At 62.0% G+C, this 14,311-nt stretch carries 17 protein-coding genes, 1 tRNA gene and 2 pseudogenes; 11 read left to right on the top strand and 9 right to left on the bottom strand.

Annotated features, from left to right (window positions below; all coding sequences use genetic code 11):
- On the top strand, window positions 1-385 hold a 385-nt coding region (locus tag M1248_RS31460), incomplete at its 5' end, for a nitroreductase family protein (RefSeq protein ID WP_317150720.1).
- Window positions 386-394: 9 nt separating this feature from the next.
- Here M1248_RS31460 and M1248_RS31455 read toward each other — a convergent pair.
- Window positions 395-1,459 carry a hypothetical protein gene (locus M1248_RS31455; protein ID WP_317150724.1) on the bottom strand — a complete coding sequence of 355 codons (1,065 nt, stop codon included), beginning with the start codon at window positions 1,457-1,459 and terminating at the stop codon, window positions 395-397.
- 112 nt (window positions 1,460-1,571) lie between these two features.
- Here M1248_RS31455 and M1248_RS31450 point away from each other — a divergent pair, with 112 nt between their 5' ends.
- Both M1248_RS31450 and M1248_RS31445 read left to right on the top strand, forming a co-directional pair.
- Window positions 1,572-2,759 carry a cytochrome P450 gene (locus M1248_RS31450; RefSeq protein ID WP_317150719.1) on the top strand — a complete coding sequence of 396 codons (1,188 nt, stop codon included), beginning with the start codon at window positions 1,572-1,574 and terminating at the stop codon, window positions 2,757-2,759.
- Between the two features lie 19 nt (window positions 2,760-2,778).
- On the top strand, window positions 2,779-3,600 hold the full coding sequence (locus tag M1248_RS31445; RefSeq protein ID WP_317150718.1) for an SDR family oxidoreductase: 822 nt from the start codon (window positions 2,779-2,781) through the stop codon (window positions 3,598-3,600).
- On the opposite strand, the gene M1248_RS31440 is transcribed toward M1248_RS31445, so the two are convergent.
- Together M1248_RS31440 and M1248_RS31435 are read right to left on the bottom strand one after the other, a co-directional pair.
- Window positions 3,597-5,198 carry a GMC family oxidoreductase gene (locus tag M1248_RS31440; protein WP_317150717.1) on the bottom strand — a complete coding sequence of 534 codons (1,602 nt, stop codon included), beginning with the start codon at window positions 5,196-5,198 and terminating at the stop codon, window positions 3,597-3,599. The genes M1248_RS31445 and M1248_RS31440 overlap by 4 nt on opposite strands.
- 81 nt (window positions 5,199-5,279) lie before the next feature.
- Window positions 5,280-6,092: an SDR family oxidoreductase gene (locus tag M1248_RS31435; protein WP_317150716.1), complete on the bottom strand. Its 813-nt coding sequence runs from the start codon at window positions 6,090-6,092 to the stop codon at window positions 5,280-5,282.
- Window positions 6,093-6,350: 258 nt separating this feature from the next.
- Between M1248_RS31435 and M1248_RS31430 the strand changes: the two genes are divergently transcribed.
- Together M1248_RS31430 and M1248_RS31425 are read left to right on the top strand one after the other, a co-directional pair.
- Window positions 6,351-7,799 carry a wax ester/triacylglycerol synthase family O-acyltransferase gene (locus tag M1248_RS31430; protein ID WP_317150715.1) on the top strand — a complete coding sequence of 483 codons (1,449 nt, stop codon included), beginning with the start codon at window positions 6,351-6,353 and terminating at the stop codon, window positions 7,797-7,799.
- Window positions 7,800-7,819: 20 nt separating this feature from the next.
- Window positions 7,820-8,638, top strand: a complete 819-nt coding sequence (locus tag M1248_RS31425; RefSeq protein WP_410506771.1) for a lysophospholipid acyltransferase family protein — start codon at window positions 7,820-7,822, stop codon at window positions 8,636-8,638.
- Window positions 8,639-8,664: 26 nt separating this feature from the next.
- On the opposite strand, the gene M1248_RS31420 is transcribed toward M1248_RS31425, so the two are convergent.
- The 3 genes and pseudogenes from M1248_RS31420 to M1248_RS33490 all read right to left on the bottom strand — a co-directional run bounded on the left by M1248_RS31420 (window position 8,665) and on the right by M1248_RS33490 (window position 9,801).
- A complete protein-coding gene (locus tag M1248_RS31420) occupies window positions 8,665-8,853 on the bottom strand; it encodes a hypothetical protein (protein ID WP_317150713.1) in 189 nt (62 codons plus the stop codon).
- A gap of 381 nt (window positions 8,854-9,234) precedes the next feature.
- Window positions 9,235-9,603, bottom strand: a pseudogene (locus tag M1248_RS33495) (bifunctional DNA primase/polymerase); the annotation flags it as partial.
- An 18-nt stretch (window positions 9,604-9,621) separates the two neighbouring features.
- A complete protein-coding gene (locus M1248_RS33490; RefSeq protein ID WP_410506770.1) occupies window positions 9,622-9,801 on the bottom strand; it encodes a helix-turn-helix transcriptional regulator in 180 nt (59 codons plus the stop codon).
- Window positions 9,802-9,914: 113 nt separating this feature from the next.
- On the opposite strand from M1248_RS33490, the gene M1248_RS31410 reads away from it, so the two are divergent.
- The 3 genes and pseudogenes from M1248_RS31410 to M1248_RS31400 form a co-directional block, all read left to right on the top strand.
- Window positions 9,915-10,595 carry a helix-turn-helix transcriptional regulator gene (locus M1248_RS31410; RefSeq protein ID WP_317150711.1) on the top strand — a complete coding sequence of 227 codons (681 nt, stop codon included), beginning with the start codon at window positions 9,915-9,917 and terminating at the stop codon, window positions 10,593-10,595.
- Window positions 10,579-11,523, top strand: a complete 945-nt coding sequence (locus M1248_RS31405; RefSeq protein WP_317150710.1) for an Arm DNA-binding domain-containing protein — start codon at window positions 10,579-10,581, stop codon at window positions 11,521-11,523. Before M1248_RS31410 ends, M1248_RS31405 begins: the two co-directional genes overlap by 17 nt.
- A pseudogene (locus M1248_RS31400) lies at window positions 11,472-11,630 on the top strand (tyrosine-type recombinase/integrase); the annotation flags it as partial. The gene M1248_RS31405 and the pseudogene M1248_RS31400, both read left to right, overlap by 52 nt.
- 89 nt (window positions 11,631-11,719) lie before the next feature.
- On the opposite strand, the gene M1248_RS31395 reads toward M1248_RS31400, so the two are convergent.
- Entirely contained in the window at window positions 11,720-12,022 is a 303-nt protein-coding gene (locus tag M1248_RS31395) for a MarR family transcriptional regulator (RefSeq protein WP_317150709.1), read from the bottom strand.
- Between the two features lie 357 nt (window positions 12,023-12,379).
- Between M1248_RS31395 and M1248_RS31390 the strand changes: the two genes are divergently transcribed.
- Together M1248_RS31390 and M1248_RS31385 are read left to right on the top strand one after the other, a co-directional pair.
- A complete protein-coding gene (locus tag M1248_RS31390; protein WP_317150708.1) occupies window positions 12,380-12,592 on the top strand; it encodes a hypothetical protein in 213 nt (70 codons plus the stop codon).
- A 56-nt stretch (window positions 12,593-12,648) separates the two neighbouring features.
- Window positions 12,649-12,981 carry a hypothetical protein gene (locus M1248_RS31385; RefSeq protein ID WP_317150707.1) on the top strand — a complete coding sequence of 111 codons (333 nt, stop codon included), beginning with the start codon at window positions 12,649-12,651 and terminating at the stop codon, window positions 12,979-12,981.
- A 289-nt stretch (window positions 12,982-13,270) separates the two neighbouring features.
- On the opposite strand, the gene M1248_RS31380 is transcribed toward M1248_RS31385, so the two are convergent.
- Window positions 13,271-13,361: transfer RNA gene (locus M1248_RS31380), tRNA-Ser, on the bottom strand.
- 182 nt (window positions 13,362-13,543) lie between these two features.
- Here M1248_RS31380 and M1248_RS31375 point away from each other — a divergent pair.
- Window positions 13,544-13,849 (top strand): DUF732 domain-containing protein, encoded by a 306-nt coding sequence (locus tag M1248_RS31375; protein ID WP_317150723.1) that lies wholly within the window; start codon window positions 13,544-13,546, stop codon window positions 13,847-13,849.
- 1 nt (window position 13,850) lies between these two features.
- On the opposite strand, the gene M1248_RS31370 is transcribed toward M1248_RS31375, so the two are convergent.
- A complete protein-coding gene (locus M1248_RS31370; RefSeq protein ID WP_317150706.1) occupies window positions 13,851-14,300 on the bottom strand; it encodes a nucleoside deaminase in 450 nt (149 codons plus the stop codon).
- Window positions 14,301-14,311 lie beyond the last annotated feature (11 nt).

Below are 14,311 nucleotides of genomic sequence, written 5' to 3'. Positions count from 1 at the left end.
TCCAGCAAGGACGAATCCTCACAGGTCAGGAGTCAACCAAACTGGGGGCAGTCCCCAGGACGCGCCCGTCCTGCTCATTCCGTGCCTGAAGGGGCGCGTCGATCGCAGCCCGTCCGCGATGAGCGCCACATTCTGGGCCTCGGTGATGCCCGCCGTGTGGAGCTATTGCTTGGCCCTTCGATCGCGTGCCCTGGGCACGTGCTGGACGACGCTGCACCTCTTCGGGGCGGGCGAACGCGCTGCCGCCGAGGTTCTCGGCATCCCCTACGACACGCACAGCCAGGTAGGAATGTTCCCCATCGCTTACACCAAGGGTGTGGATTTCAAGCCGGCGCAACGGCTGGCACCCGAACTCGTGACCCACTGGAACAGTTGGCAATCTTGAGCTTTCCCATCACCCATCGACGAGTTCGAGTCTCTCGGCGTTCCATACTCCTGCAGGTGCAGAGGGCAATCCGACGTCTTTGAGGGTGAGAATCCCCGCTGGGGCAGAAGCCACATCGAAGGCAGCGCTCACCGCAGGCATCGCAGTCATGGTGTCCCAGTCGTTATTGGTCCACGATTGCGGCGGGAGGAAGCGGATACGAACGTCGACATCGGGCTCCCCCTCAACGACTACGTGGTAGTGGTCGTCGTCGAATTCCCAACCCTCATTGAGCTTCTTGGTCAGATACCAGTCGACGTTCGACTTCACCACTGTCCTTCCCTTCACCTTTCCGTTCCAGCCGGCGCGGACCGCGGCGATCGTGTCTTTCTCCATCAAGAACCAGCCGAGGTCGACCCGCGCCGACGCCGTGGCATGCTCGATGAAGAACTCCATGTCGTCGATCTCGTAGCCGAGTGCCACCCCCATCCGGTGGACCGAGTCGTGGAAGGTGCTGAGCCACATCTTGGCCATCTCGACCACTGCGGGCGGGGCCTCTGGCAGTGAGAACCCGAGCGCCTGCCATGTCTCCGGCGATTCGTAGACGGACACATCGGCCGATTCGAAGACCGACACACTCCGGATGTCGCGGCACTCCGCCGTCAACCCAGCGGTCATGGAGTTAATCCACCCCGGATTGACACCGGTGATGTACAGCGAACTGTCGCCCCGCTCGCATGCGTCGGCAAGTCGCTGCTTCGTTTCACCTTGAATGCCACCGACGTTGAGGAACAGATTTGTGCTGATGACGTCGAGTCCACTCTCCAACAGCCTCACAGCGTGATCAACATCCGCCATGAACGGGGTGTAGAACACCGTGTCAGCACCTAGAGCGATCAGCGCATCGATATCGGTCGTGGCGAGCACCCGAGTATCGGGACGTCCACAAAGCGCGCCTGCATCAACGCCGGACTTCTCGGGTGAGTACGCGTACAAGCCGACGAGTTCGAGCCTGGGGTCATCGAGTATCGCTCGCGTGCTGAGCTTCCCAACCTTGCCGGTTGTCCACTGGATTACCCGCAGCTTCTCCATCAGCCCTCCGAAAGGATCTCTTGCGGGTGTGGTTGCCCGCCGAACGCCCACTCCTATACAGTCGTACAGCATACACGCTGGGTGCGTGTGACCTACCGCTGCCGAGGAGCCGAAGTTGAGCGACTTGTATTACGACCCCTGGGACTTCGATATCGACTTGGATCCCTACCCGACTTACCGCCGTCTGCGCGACGAGTCCCCCGTCTACTACAACGAGAAGCACAACTTCTGGGGCGTCAGCCGCTACGCCGACGTGGATGCGGCCCTCAAGGACACCGCACGTCTCAGCTCCGCCAAGGGCGACATCCTTGAAGTCGTCATGGCCGATCCGGTGATGCCGCCCGGAATCTTCATCAACGAGGACCCTCCCCTGCATACAATCCACCGGGCCATCGTGTCGCGGGCCTTCACCCCGAAGAAGATGCGTGCGATCGAGGACAAGATCCGCGCCTTCTGCGTCGCGTGTCTTGATCCACTGGTCGGTGGTGATCGGTTCGACTTCGTGGAAGACCTCGGAGCAGAGCTGCCCATGCGCACCATAGGCATGCTTGCCGGCATTCCCGATGCCGAGCAGCCCGCGGTGCGTGCACATGCCAATCAAGTACTTCGAAACGAAGCCGGCAAACCGATGCAGATCAAGAAGGATCGATATTTCACCGGTGAAATGTTCGGTGAGTATGTCGAGTGGCGCGAGAAGAACCCCGCCGAGGATCTGATCACCGAACTGCTCAACGTCGAGTTCGAAGACGAGACCGGTACGACCCGTAAGCTGGAAAAGCAAGAACTGACCGTCTTCCTCGCTGTTGTCGCAGGGGCGGGGGTTGAGACCACGGGTCGACTGTTCGGCTGGATGGGCAAAGTGCTGGCCGAGCATCCCGACCAACGCAAAGAATTGGCCGAGGATCACAGGTTGATCCCACCGGCAATCGAGGAACTCCTTCGCTTCGAGCCACCGGGTCCGCACGTGGCGCGCTACGTCGCGTCCGAAGACGTGAGTTTCCAAGGGCAGGTCATACCTGCGGGCAGCGCATTGCTGATGATGCTGGCCTCCGCGAACCGCGACGAGCGTCACTTCGAGGACCCTGACAGATTCGACATCCACCGAAAGCCCGGCGGCCACCTCACCTTTGGCCGCGGAGCACACTTTTGCGTTGGAGCCCCGTTAGCCCGACTGGAGGGTCGTGTCGCACTTGAGGAAGTTTTGAAGCGCTGGCCGGAGTGGGATATCGACATGACCGCTGCCCGACGTTCGCGCACCTCGACTGTGCGCGGCTGGGACAGCATGCCGGCGGTCGTCGGCTGATATGAATCCGACCCACCGCGTGGCTGTGGTCACTGGTGCTGCACGCGGGCAGGGCCGAAGTCACGCGGTGGCGCTGGCCGCAAAGGGCTTCGACATCATCGCCCTGGACTCGAGCATCGACGTCGCGTCCATCCGCCGCCCAGTGGCCACAGCCGAGGATTTGGCGCACACGGCTGTTCTTGTGCGTAAGGCTGGCGCCCGGGTGTGCACAGTCGTCGCCGACGTCAGGGATCCTTCCGCGATCCGGGACGGAATCAACTCGGGCATAGACGAAGTCGGTGAGATTGATGTGGTCGTGACCGCCGGAGCCCAGACGGGCATCTGTGGCGACGAGCCTTTCGACCATGAGCTGTTCCGCGACATCCTCGACGTCAACTTACGTGGCGTCTGGCACACGATGGCCGCCACGGTGCCTTCGATCATCCGCAACGGACGCGGCGGATCTGTGGTACTCGTCAACCCGATGCAAGCCTCGCTTGGCCGAAGCGGTGATGACGGAAGCACGGCGGCGTTCGCCGCCGCCGTTTCCAGACATGGTGTAGACGGACTAGTTCGATCGGCGTCGCTCGCCTACGCCGGGTACGGCATCCGCGTCAATGCGGTCGACCCCAGCGGTGTCACGACCTCAACGATCTCCCACAAGTCCGCAGAATCTGTCTATGAGATCGCTACAGACAGCGCAATGATGGCGGAGAATCTCCGTCCGGTGCCGCCTGTTGATCCCGTCGATATCACCCAAGCCGTTTTATTTCTCGTAAGCGACAATGCGCGCTTCACTAATGGGGCGACGCTGCCCGTCCATACCGGCTTCTCGGCGAAGTTGAGGGCGACGACTCCTTAATCACCGTTCATGATGAGGTCAGCTGCGCGCCACGCCATGGCCATCATGGGGCCATTTAGATTGCCAGCCACCATGGTTGGTATTACAGAGCAGTCGACCACTCGCAGCGCATCGATGCCCCGCATCCGGAGTTGGTCATCGACAACATCGCCGTCGCTGGGCCCCATCGCACAGCTCCCAGCGGCGTGATAGCCGCAGTAGCCTCCGTCGAACGCGGCATCGATCAGCTCCTCGTCGCTGCGAACGTCGCCACCGGGATAGGTCTCGTGGCTAAAGCGTCGCGCGATGGGAGCCTGTTCAAAGATCGCTCGCATTCTGCGCAGGAGGTTAGCGGCCGCACCACGATCATGCTCGGTGCCCAGATAGTTCGGGTTGATGCGCAATGCGGCATCGGGATCGGGTGAGGTGATCTCCAAGGATCCTTCGGAGGTCGGCCTCAACACCATGCCCAGGCAGGACACACCCGCTTGACGTTCGATCGCGACTGGTTCGCCCGTGTTGTACGGCGGAATCGTCCAGGGTCCCAGCATGAGTTGGCCGTCGGGACGGTCGATGCCAGCTTGAGACTTCACAAACGCAACGACGTCGAATGACGGCGCAGCCAAAGGCCCTTTGCGAGTTGCCAAGTAGCGGACACCGGTCATGGCCTGAGCCAGGCTGCTCGACAACTGACGGTTGTAGCCGAGGTCCTCGTTGAGCTGCAGGCGCAGCGTGGCGCAGCGATGTTCGCGAAGCTTGCGGCCGACATTATCGCGTTCGAAATAGACCTTGACCCCAGCCGGCCTTAGCACCTCGCGCGGCCCTATCCCGGAGAGCATTAGCGCTTTCGGGGTGTTCAGACTGCCCATGCTGAGAATGACCTCGCGGGCAGCGCGTATCACCGAAGTGCCGCCGCGATGCGAAACCTCGACGCCAACAGCTCTGCCATTCTCAAAGATGACCCGTCGTACTGTGGTGTGGGCACGCACCGTCAGATTCGGCCGACGCAACACCGGCTTCAAGAAGGCAGTCGAGGCGCTGACTCTGCGTCCGTTCTTGATCGTCGACATGGCATAGCCGATCCGCTCTTCGTCGGACTCATTGATGTCCTGCACCCGAGACAAACCGATCGCCGTGCCAGCCGCAATCATTTCCTCGCACAACGGGTCTGGATCACGAGGCACCGAGACGTGCACTGGACCGCCGACACCGCGCGTTGAGGAAACACCGAGTTCGCTGTCCTCGAACCCGCGGAAGATGGGAAGCATCTGATCCCAGCCCCAGCCCTTGTTTCCCAGTCGTTCGAGATTGTCCCAATCTGCTCGCCCGCCGCGGTTATAAATCATCCCGTTGATGGAGCTCGACCCGCCGATAACCTTGCCGCGCAGCCACCGTTCTGGCCGCAGCTTGGGCCCGAAAGGCGTTGTCTCGTAGTGCCACATGTGCTTCGGACTTTCGAACAGCTTGCCCGCGCCCTTAGGCACCGAATACAGCGGACTGCGGTCGCCACCACCTGCTTCCAGGAGAAGGACCGTGATACCAGCGTCTGACGACAACCTATTGGCTAGGACGCAGCCCGCAGAGCCAGCACCTGCGATGATGTAGTCATAGGTCGTCATGCAATTCCTCGATAGTCACTGTGAAACAGACGCGCGCCATACGAGCGTACAACACACAGTTTGCCGACCTCGATATAGAAGTCAGCGGATCTGGCCGAGTCCACCGGCCACCACGAGAGACTCGCCGGTGATGTAGCTGGCCTCGCCGCTCAACATGAACACCGTCGCGTAAGCGATGTCCCACGCCGTTGCCTGTCGTCCCAACGGGAACTGAATCTGGGAGCGCGACTGGACATTCGCGCTTCCGTAGCGTCCGAGCGGAGTGTCCACCGGACCCGGGATCACATGGTTCGCTCGTATCCCACGGGCAGCGCCTTCTAATGCGACGTGACGGCATAATCCGAACAATGCGGCCTTAGAGGCGTCATAGGCCGGGAATCGCGTACCCGCCCGCAGTCCTGCTGCCGATCCGATGAACACAAATGAACCGTCATCCGCCATGACAGGGATGGCTGCCCTGGCAATCAGGAAATGAGATCGCACGTTCAAGGCGAAAAGGTCATCCCACAACTCGGGAGTCGTCCCTTCCAGACCCTGCCCAGCGCCGAATCCGACGTTGGCAACCACTCCGTCGAGTCCGCCGAGCCCTTCCACGGCTTCGGAGACCAGACGGTCGCATTGGGCGGCGTCTCGCACGTCAGCGACTACCGTGACCGCGCGAGTACCCTCCTGCTCGCAAAGATCCGACGTGCGTTCGGCGCCTTCGCGGTCGACATCGACACAGGCGACGTCGGCGCCCTCGCGGGCGCACAGCACCGCGATCGCACGTCCATTTCCGATAGGAGCGTCGGGGTCTTCGGAATCTCTGGTGCCAGCACCAACCACCGCGACGCGGCGGCCCAGCATACGTCCACGCCCCGGCGCACTGCCCACGGTCTCGGGAGAAAGCGTCATGGTCAGCACGGTACCCCTGGGCTGTACGACTGTACAACCTCTTCACTTGGCGGCATCGTTAGCCTCAAACGGGGGCGCCGAGAATGAAGCCGTTCGCGTCGAGAAGCCGGACAGAAGAAGATCACGTCTGGCGACGGAGGCACTGCCGCTCTCCTGCAGTTTGGCTTATCGGGAGTAATTGTCGGTTTTGCTTGAGGTGCTGTACAGTCGTATAGCACAGCGAAGCAGTTGCTTGCGCTGTGCGGGTAAGGGGGCAAGTTGAAGCGACTGAATGGCATGGACTCCGTGCTGCTATACGGGGAAGCGCCCAACCTTCACATGCACACAATGAAAGTGCTCGTGCTGCGAACTGAGGACGGCCGTCCCGCACCCACGCTCGAGTCGATTCGCCGATCCCTGCAACAGCGCCTTCACCTTCTTGACCCGCTACGCTGGCGGCTGCTCGAAACTCCCTGGATGTTGCACCATCCCAGCTGGGTGGAAGACTGCGATCTCGATCTGCTCTACCACATTCGTCGTATCGCAGTGCCCAGCCCCGGTGGCCGCCGTGAGCTCAACAAAGTCATCGGTGAAGTCGCTAGCACGCCGCTGACCCGAGACCGCCCGCTGTGGGAATTTCACTTCGCGGAGGGGCTTTCCGACAACCGGTCTGCACTTATCGGAAAGTTGCACCACTCACTCGCTGACGGCGTGGCTTCTGCCAACCTCATGGCACGACTCATGGGCTTAGAGCTGCAGACGGCCGCGAATCCCTCGCCCGTTTTGGCGCCACCTAACCGTCGAACGCTGCTGCGCAACGCTATGCGGGATCACGTCACGCAAGTGGCAGCGCTGCCAAAGCTCGTTAGTGACGCCACGACCGGGCTGTCGGAAGTTCGGCGGCGCGCTAGAGCCCGAAACCGACCGGAAACGGCGAAGATGTTCAATCCTCCGCCCTCATTCCTGAATCATGTTGTGTCACCGGCTCGCACGTTCGCTAGCGCGACGCTGCCGCTGGCTGAGGCAAAAGAGACCGCCAAGCAGCTCGGTGTGACCTTCAACGACCTGGTGCTAGCGACGGTGACTGGGGCGCTCCGCGACCTGCTATTGCGCTACGACGGACGCGCCGATCGTCCCTTACTGTCCAACGTCCCTATCAGCACCGACCGGTCTGTCGATCGCATCAGTGGCAACGCGCTCAGCGGATTGCCCGTATCCCTGCCTGTGCACATTGATGACCCCCTTGAGCGAACACGTCTCGTGGCGTCGTCGACGAGAGTTGCCAAAGAAGATCACCAGGCGATCGGTCCGGACATCTATAGCCGCATCATGAACTACATCCCGACTGCGGTCGCGCCTACTGCATTCCGCCGGCAAGCAGCGCGGGCACAGTCCAACAGCGTCATGAACATCCCGGTGTCCAATGTGCCGGGCCCGCGTCGGCGGGGAGAGATCGGTGGCGCATCGGTCTACGAGTTCTATTCGACGGGCGTGCTGTCGGCAGGCGCCGCCGTCAACATCACTGTGTGGAGCTACGTCGACCAGCTCAATATCGCGGTGCTCGCCGATGACAAAACTCTTAATGACATTCACGAAGCAACCGACGCCATCATCCACGCTTTCGCCGAAATTCGAGTGGCCGCAGGCTTTTCCAAACCTTTGACGCCCGTCGTGACCGCGATGGCTTTGGCAAGCGCAGCTGATCGACCCGCCGGGAACCTTCCATGACGGGCGACCGCACCTCGAAACTGAAGCTGGTGGAGGCCGGTCGGACCGACGAAGCGTGCGAGTTAACACAGTGGGACGCCACTTTCGTTGAGCAGCTTAAAAATAAAGGCTGGCCTGTCCTCAAGCGATACTTCCGGACCGAGGTGCGCGGTTTGGAAGGACTGCCGCGCACGGGAGGCGCGCTCGTCGTATCCAACCATTCCGGGGGATCACTTACACCTGACGTCGTGATTTTCGGATCAGCCTTCTATGACCGTTTCGGATACAAAAGGCCGTTGTTCACTCTTGCTCACAATCAAGTCTTCGTCGGACCTTTCAAGAATCTATTGGGCCGGCTCGGAGTCATTCACGCATCCCGAGACAACGCCGCCAAAGCGCTCAAGTCGGGTGGCCTCGTACTGGTCTTCCCGGGTGGCGACTACGACGCTTACCGCCCCACGCGCGGCGGGAACGTGATCGATTTCAACGGCCGCAAGGGTTATGTCCGCACGGCGCTAGAAGCTGGCGCGCCTATCGTGCCAATGGTGTCCATCGGTGGGCAAGAAACCCAACTCTTTCTCACCCGCGGGACCGGGTTGGCCAAGCGGTTGGGACTCGGACGTCTGCGAGTTGGCATCCTGCCGATCACCGTCGGTTTCCCCTTCGGCGTTAGCGCCTTCATACCCCCGAACGTGCCTCTTCCCGCCAAGATCGTCACGCAGGTACTGCCGCCGATCGATGTGGTCGGCCAGTTCGGGGAAGACCCAGACTTTGACGTCGTCGACGCATACGTTCGTTCGGTGATGCAGGACGCCCTCGACGATCTAGGGCGCGAGCGGCGGCTCCCGTTCTTCGGATGACGATGACTACGCACAATCTGGCAAGCTCACGCCGAATCTTCGCCAACGCCGGCCTCTGAGCACCGGTACGCGATGGTCGCCGTTGACCGTGGCCCCGGCTCGGCCTCCGCAGCTTCCTCGACCAGGTCGTCGCATAGATCCGGCAACTCGCCCGGCGGCAATTCCATGTCAGGCAGATCATCGGGCTCCGCCGCCACTAGCTGTATGTCACTCATCCCGTTCGTCCTTCCGCGGACCGGAATACTGCGTCGATCTCGTCTTCGGCCAGCCCCGCCGCGAGGGCTGCATCTGCAAGTACGGTGTGCAGCTTCGGTAGTGTGCCGTTCTCCGAAGCTCGGCACGCAGCCCAGAACAAGCGGCTGTTCCTCTCGCCGGGCCGAGATGCCGCCACGAACCTCACCAACCCGTTCGTTGCGTGGCGGTGCGCACACTGGGTTGACCTCTGCGGAGGTGGTCGGCGGATAAGACGGCGAATCCAATCGAGCGCAATAGCGACAGCTTCCGTGCACTCCCAGCTGTACATCCGCGCAGTGATGGGATGTACGGGGGGGCATGACGACATAGCCCGTGTCACCGAACTTGCAGTCGATTCCCTGTGCAATCTTCGACCGCCCACGTTCCGACAACCAAAACCACAGGTGCCGGCCACCCTGACCAGTCCGCGCGGTGAGCGTCACCGGAGGCACACCGTGCACGCTGACGAGGTGCTCCCACGAGGTGCCGCCACCATTCTGAAGATCGATATCGATCACGGCCTGACGCAGAACGTTGCCGACCAGTGGTGTAGCGCCGATGTTCGCATCCGGACATGCCCGCCACCACTTGTCGATCTGGTCCACGTCAGTGGTGGCGTCACGGAACCCGCGGCCACCCTGCCTGACGGGTAGGAGGGGCACCTTCTCGCGGGGAATCAGCGGAAAGATAGGAATACCCCTGTGGGCGTATGTGATCGCCCAGTCGCGCATGGAAGTTGACATCGGTGCCTACTGGTCGCTTCTCGTGCAGGTCGATGCCGCGAGCCAGGCCTCAACGTCTTCCCAGCGGTAGAGAATTCGTCGCCGGCCGACCCGGACAAATTGCGGACCCTCACCCCTGTATCGCATCTGCGCCAGGCCGGCCTTGGTGGTGTGAAGGGTTGTAGCCACTTCTTCAGGAGTCGCCATCGAAACGGTCATCTCCGGATACCTCATCTCTCGTGTAATCGCGAAGGTTGATCAGCTGTCTACCGCAGAAAACATTCCGCGTCAACTCTCGTAATTTCCGGTAGCATGAAGCCATGTCATTCCCGGGACTGGCTCTGGCCGACGTGATCGGCACCAACGCCCGCGAGCTTCGGATCAATGCTGGGCTGACCTTGGACCAAGTGAGCCGGGCCGCTCGTGCACGGGGCCTGAAGTGGTCGGAATCCCGAGTTGCCGACTTCGAGGCCGGCCGGGTCGCTTCGCCGAGCATCAACACCCTGCTCGCGTTCGTGCTCGCACTGTCCGACGCCGGGTGCACCGACGCGACCCTTCCGGGTCTCGTCGAGAGCGTCAGCCAGATTCAGATCAACGACTCACTGCGGCTGTTCGACTCCGACGTCGTGAACTTGTTCGCGGGTCAGAGGGTTGAGAGGGCCACGTCTGCAAGTGATATCGCTCCGCCGCAACTGAAGTGGAAACGCAGCCCCCGTGACCGCAAGATCTCTCACGCAATCGAATCCGAGGATGTTGGCCTGACCGCCCGGCTGGCCCATAGGCAGGGAGCAACCGAGGAACGAATGTCCAAGGCGCTGAACATCGCGCCGTCGACACTGGCCATCCTGTCCGCCGACCTCTGGCGCCGCACCTTCACCGAAGAACGCGATCGGCGGGCTGGCGAGGACGCCAACGCCCAAAAAAGAGGGCAGGTCAGCCGGGCGATGCAGGAGGAACTCCGGACCGCTATCCAGAAGGCACTCGATGGCTACCGTAAGTAGGTACAACACCGAAGCCGGTGCCCGCTGGCGCGTGCGGTATCGCAAACCGGATCGACGTCAGACTGATAAGCGCGGCTTCAAGACCAAGCGCGACGCTCTGGCCTTCGCCGCCACCGTCGAGGTTCAGAAGCAGACTGGCGTGTTCATTCCGGAGACGGCGGGCCGAACCACCGTTGGCGAACTCGCCGAGGATTTTCTCGACCGCAAGAAGCACTCCACGGCGCCGTCGAACTACCGGATGATCGAATCCGCTTGGAGGGTGCACGTGTCACCCGTCTGGGCCAGGCGCCGTGTAGCCGACATCCACATGGTCGAGGTGGAATCGTGGATCTCCAAGATGTGCGCCGACGGTTCGGGTGCCACGACCGTACGCCGCGCACACGGCGTGCTGTCGGGAATCCTGAATGACGCGGTCAAGTCTCGTCGCCTGGCGGTCAACCCCGCGAAGGGCGTCGACAACCTGCCTGCTCGGCCGGCCCGGCGACACGTCTACCTATCTGCCCATGACGTGTACCGCCTAGCGGCAGAGTCCGGAGAACATGGCGCCCTTGTCCTCACCCTGGCCTACTGCGGATTGCGATGGGGCGAGGCCATTGCACTACGTGTCCGCGATGTCCAGTTCCTCAAACGTCGCCTGTTGGTCTCGGAGAACGCTGTGCAGCTGGGCGTCGACCATGCGGTCGGCACGACTAAGGGTAAGAAGCCACGCGAAGTGCCAGTGCCGGTCTTCGTCCTTGACGAGATCTCAAAGCTGTGCGAGTCAAAATCGATTAATGCCTTCGTGTTTCCGGCTCCGGACGGCAGTTACTTGCCGCGGCCAAAGTCCAACGGTGGATGGTTCGTTAGCGCCGTCAAGCGAGCGGATATCCAACCAGGCCACATGACCTCAGGCACACGTGCGCATCCCTGGCTGTTTCAGCCGACGTGAACGTGTTGGCATTGCAGCGGATGCTCGGGCACACGAGCGCAAAGGTGACTCTGGATACCTACGCTGATCTGTTCGACGACGATCTGGACGCCGTTGCCGTAGCTCTTCATGCGCGCTACTCCCGAACGGGTGAAAGTGTTACCGCTCAATGCGATTCGGCACCTTCTGCATCTGATACCTTCGGAAGTGCCCGGTCTTAATCGGCCACCCACAGATCGCCGGCTAGTTCTCGTGCCCATTTCCATGCATGCGACCCCTTGCGCCTCTTGTAGAGCTTCGTTCGATGGGCACGGGATGTCGTCTCCAACAGGTCGACTGCGACCAGCCTCTTCCAGGTCGACTGGACTTGAGACGTCGTCAAGTCGAGGGAGGCAGCAATGTCGGTGAGGTTCACCATGCCTGTTGTATCTGCGATTTTGAGCATCACCTCCAGCTGGTAGTCCTGCCCGAACGCGCTGCGCGACCGATGCCGAAGCGCAGTCAAGTCCGTCGATGACACGCGCACAGAATACGTAATACTCATAATGAGTATCGCGTATTATTGCCCGTGTCGGAGAGCGTCGCAACGTTCAGATTGGTTGTCAGACTGTCGTGATACGAAGTGGGCGTGCTGGTAATGAACGAGACTGACGATCCTGGCGGACCCGAAGTGGCCGACCAGATCCGTGCTGTCCGACAAGCCAATTCCGACTCACCGGATCCCGATCTTGTCGATCTCTCCGTGACGGACGACGAGAGTTTCGCTCTACTACGCTCACGTAGATTCGCCTCCATCGAGATCCGTTGCCCCCGAGATGTCACCGTCCACCGCGGGACGTTGCGCTGGGTAAGTCAACACCTATCGGGCCGGAACCCCATGGCGAGTGTCGACGCCACGAAGCTGTCGATCCGTTTTAGCCTCGGAGAGCGCGAACCGGATGCACACCGCACGGTCGAGACTTTCGCCGAGTCAGTCGCGGCCGCGATCTGTCCCGGCGCCGCCACAGTCCTGGACGCTCGGGTTCTCACCTTCGATACGAGCGACATCGACGACCTGCTGCTCCCCGAGCACAGGCCAGGAAACGCATAGCACGTCACCAGCGACGACGACCGATGTCCGGTACCCTCTGATCAAGGAGGGCCGGCATGGACGCAGCTGATGATCAGGAGCTCGCGGATGCCGCCTTGTGCCTGGCAATTCTCGAAGACTTCCGACAACTGAGTGAACCTGCGCAGCATGCGATGCTGTCGGATATTGCCGTAGACCGTCTGGGCATCGGAACCATCCTGCTGCTCTCGCGGCCCGAGCGCGAGCGGCTCCACCTGGCCATCCGCCGAGAACTTGCGGCTGCGGGCGGCCAACGCGCGTCCCGGCGTCGTCGAGCAGACACATCCCGTGTGCAGCGCGCGTGGCCAGTTCCCGGCATCGGCGAGAACGCCCACAGCTGGGGCTACATGGGCCACTGGCCGACTGGTTAGCTGCGACCGGCCTCATCGACGGCGCCCCCGACATACCCGCAGACTAAAGCCGCTCGGTCCGAAGGGCGTGAATAGCGGCCTTCCACGCAGGAAGAGGAGTGCCACATCGCAGGCCCTTCCAGACCCGCATGCCATGCACCGTCGCTAGACCAGTTCTGTGTCATGTTCGGGCGCAGGAAATCATGAGGCGATGCGTAGATTGTGGGCAAAATGTGGGCACAGATCTGCGGTGAAGTCTTAACTCGAACCCATAAACAACTTCTGAGCTGCGTCTACATAGCAGACGTTATGGCGGTGGCGGAGGGATTTGAACCCTCGGACGGGGGTTACCCGTCACACGCTTTCGAGGCGTGCTCCTTAGGCCGCTCGGACACGCCACCGCGTGGCAGCTTACCGACGAGAGTGCCGAGTGCCCAAACCGTCCCTTAATGTCCCTTCCGGCGGCGTCATCAATTGATGACGGCACTGGGTCGGAGAAGTCGAGCTTTCGAGACCGAATCGACGCGTGGCCGCCATGCGTGGTCGGCGCCCAACTGGGTATGCAGGCGCTAGAAAGGTGGCGATGAAAACCATTGCACTCGCAGCCGTGGCGATTTCCGGGGCAATCGCATCACTCGTCCACGCGCCGAGCGCGATCGCCGGCCCTGAGTCCGACTACTGCCAAAGCCTCGCCCGTGCGGGGTATCCGGGCGATTGCGCTACGTTGACCAGCCTCGCGAAGGATGTCTGCGCTCAATACGATCGCGGCCTTGATTTGGACACCATCGTTCAGCGCCTCGACGCCACGACCAAGAACGAAAGTTTGTCGAACTACATCATGGCCGGCGCTCCGCTGTACTTCTGCCCGAAGTACGCCGGCAACAGCTGAGTCACCGCTGCCGGGCGAAGAACGCCTCCAGCGGCGCCGCACACTCGGCGGCCAGCACGCCACCGCGAACGTCGGGCCGGTGTGTCAGCCGACGATCGCGCACCACGTCCCACAGCGAGCCGACCGCCCCTGTCTTCGGCTCCCACGCCCCGAACACCAGCCGCGCCACCCGCGCCATCACCAGCGCCCCCGCGCACATCGTGCACGGCTCGACGGTCACCGCCAGCGTCGTCCCTTCCAGCCGCCAGCCGTCGCCCACCACCGCCGCCGCAGCGCGTAGCGCCAGGATTTCCGCGTGCGCGGTGGGATCACCGGTCTCCTCGCGCGCATTCGCCGCCCGGGCCAGCTCGGTGCCGTCGGCCGCGAAAACGACCGCACCGATCGGGACATCGCGGGGTCCTGCCGCAGCCGCCGCCTCCAGGGCCGTCCGGACGAGGTCCTCGTCAGTCACCGGCTACTGCC

This window comes from Mycobacterium sp. 29Ha (genome assembly GCF_032883055.1).
In the GTDB taxonomy this organism is placed as follows: Bacteria; Actinomycetota; Actinomycetes; order Mycobacteriales; family Mycobacteriaceae; genus Mycobacterium; species Mycobacterium gallinarum.
Note: the sequence above shows the minus strand (reverse complement) of the source record. Positions and strands in the feature narration are given on the sequence as shown.

Bases quoted from the DNA above. Each gene is read 5' to 3' on its own strand.
- M1248_RS31390 (WP_317150708.1), top strand. From the start codon at position 12,380: ATGGCGAGTGTCGACGCCACGAAGCTGTCGATCCGTTTTAGCCTCGGA.
- M1248_RS31375 (WP_317150723.1), top strand. From the start codon at position 13,544: ATGAAAACCATTGCACTCGCAGCCGTGGCGATTTCCGGGGCAATCGCA.
- M1248_RS31435 (WP_317150716.1), bottom strand. From the start codon at position 6,092: ATGACGCTTTCTCCCGAGACCGTGGGCAGTGCGCCGGGGCGTGGACGT.
- M1248_RS33490 (WP_410506770.1), bottom strand. From the start codon at position 9,801: ATGGCGACTCCTGAAGAAGTGGCTACAACCCTTCACACCACCAAGGCC.
- M1248_RS31440 (WP_317150717.1), bottom strand. From the start codon at position 5,198: ATGACGACCTATGACTACATCATCGCAGGTGCTGGCTCTGCGGGCTGC.
- M1248_RS31385 (WP_317150707.1), top strand. From the start codon at position 12,649: ATGGACGCAGCTGATGATCAGGAGCTCGCGGATGCCGCCTTGTGCCTG.
- M1248_RS31420 (WP_317150713.1), bottom strand. From the start codon at position 8,853: ATGAGTGACATACAGCTAGTGGCGGCGGAGCCCGATGATCTGCCTGAC.
- M1248_RS31410 (WP_317150711.1), top strand. From the start codon at position 9,915: ATGTCATTCCCGGGACTGGCTCTGGCCGACGTGATCGGCACCAACGCC.
- M1248_RS31405 (WP_317150710.1), top strand. From the start codon at position 10,579: ATGGCTACCGTAAGTAGGTACAACACCGAAGCCGGTGCCCGCTGGCGC.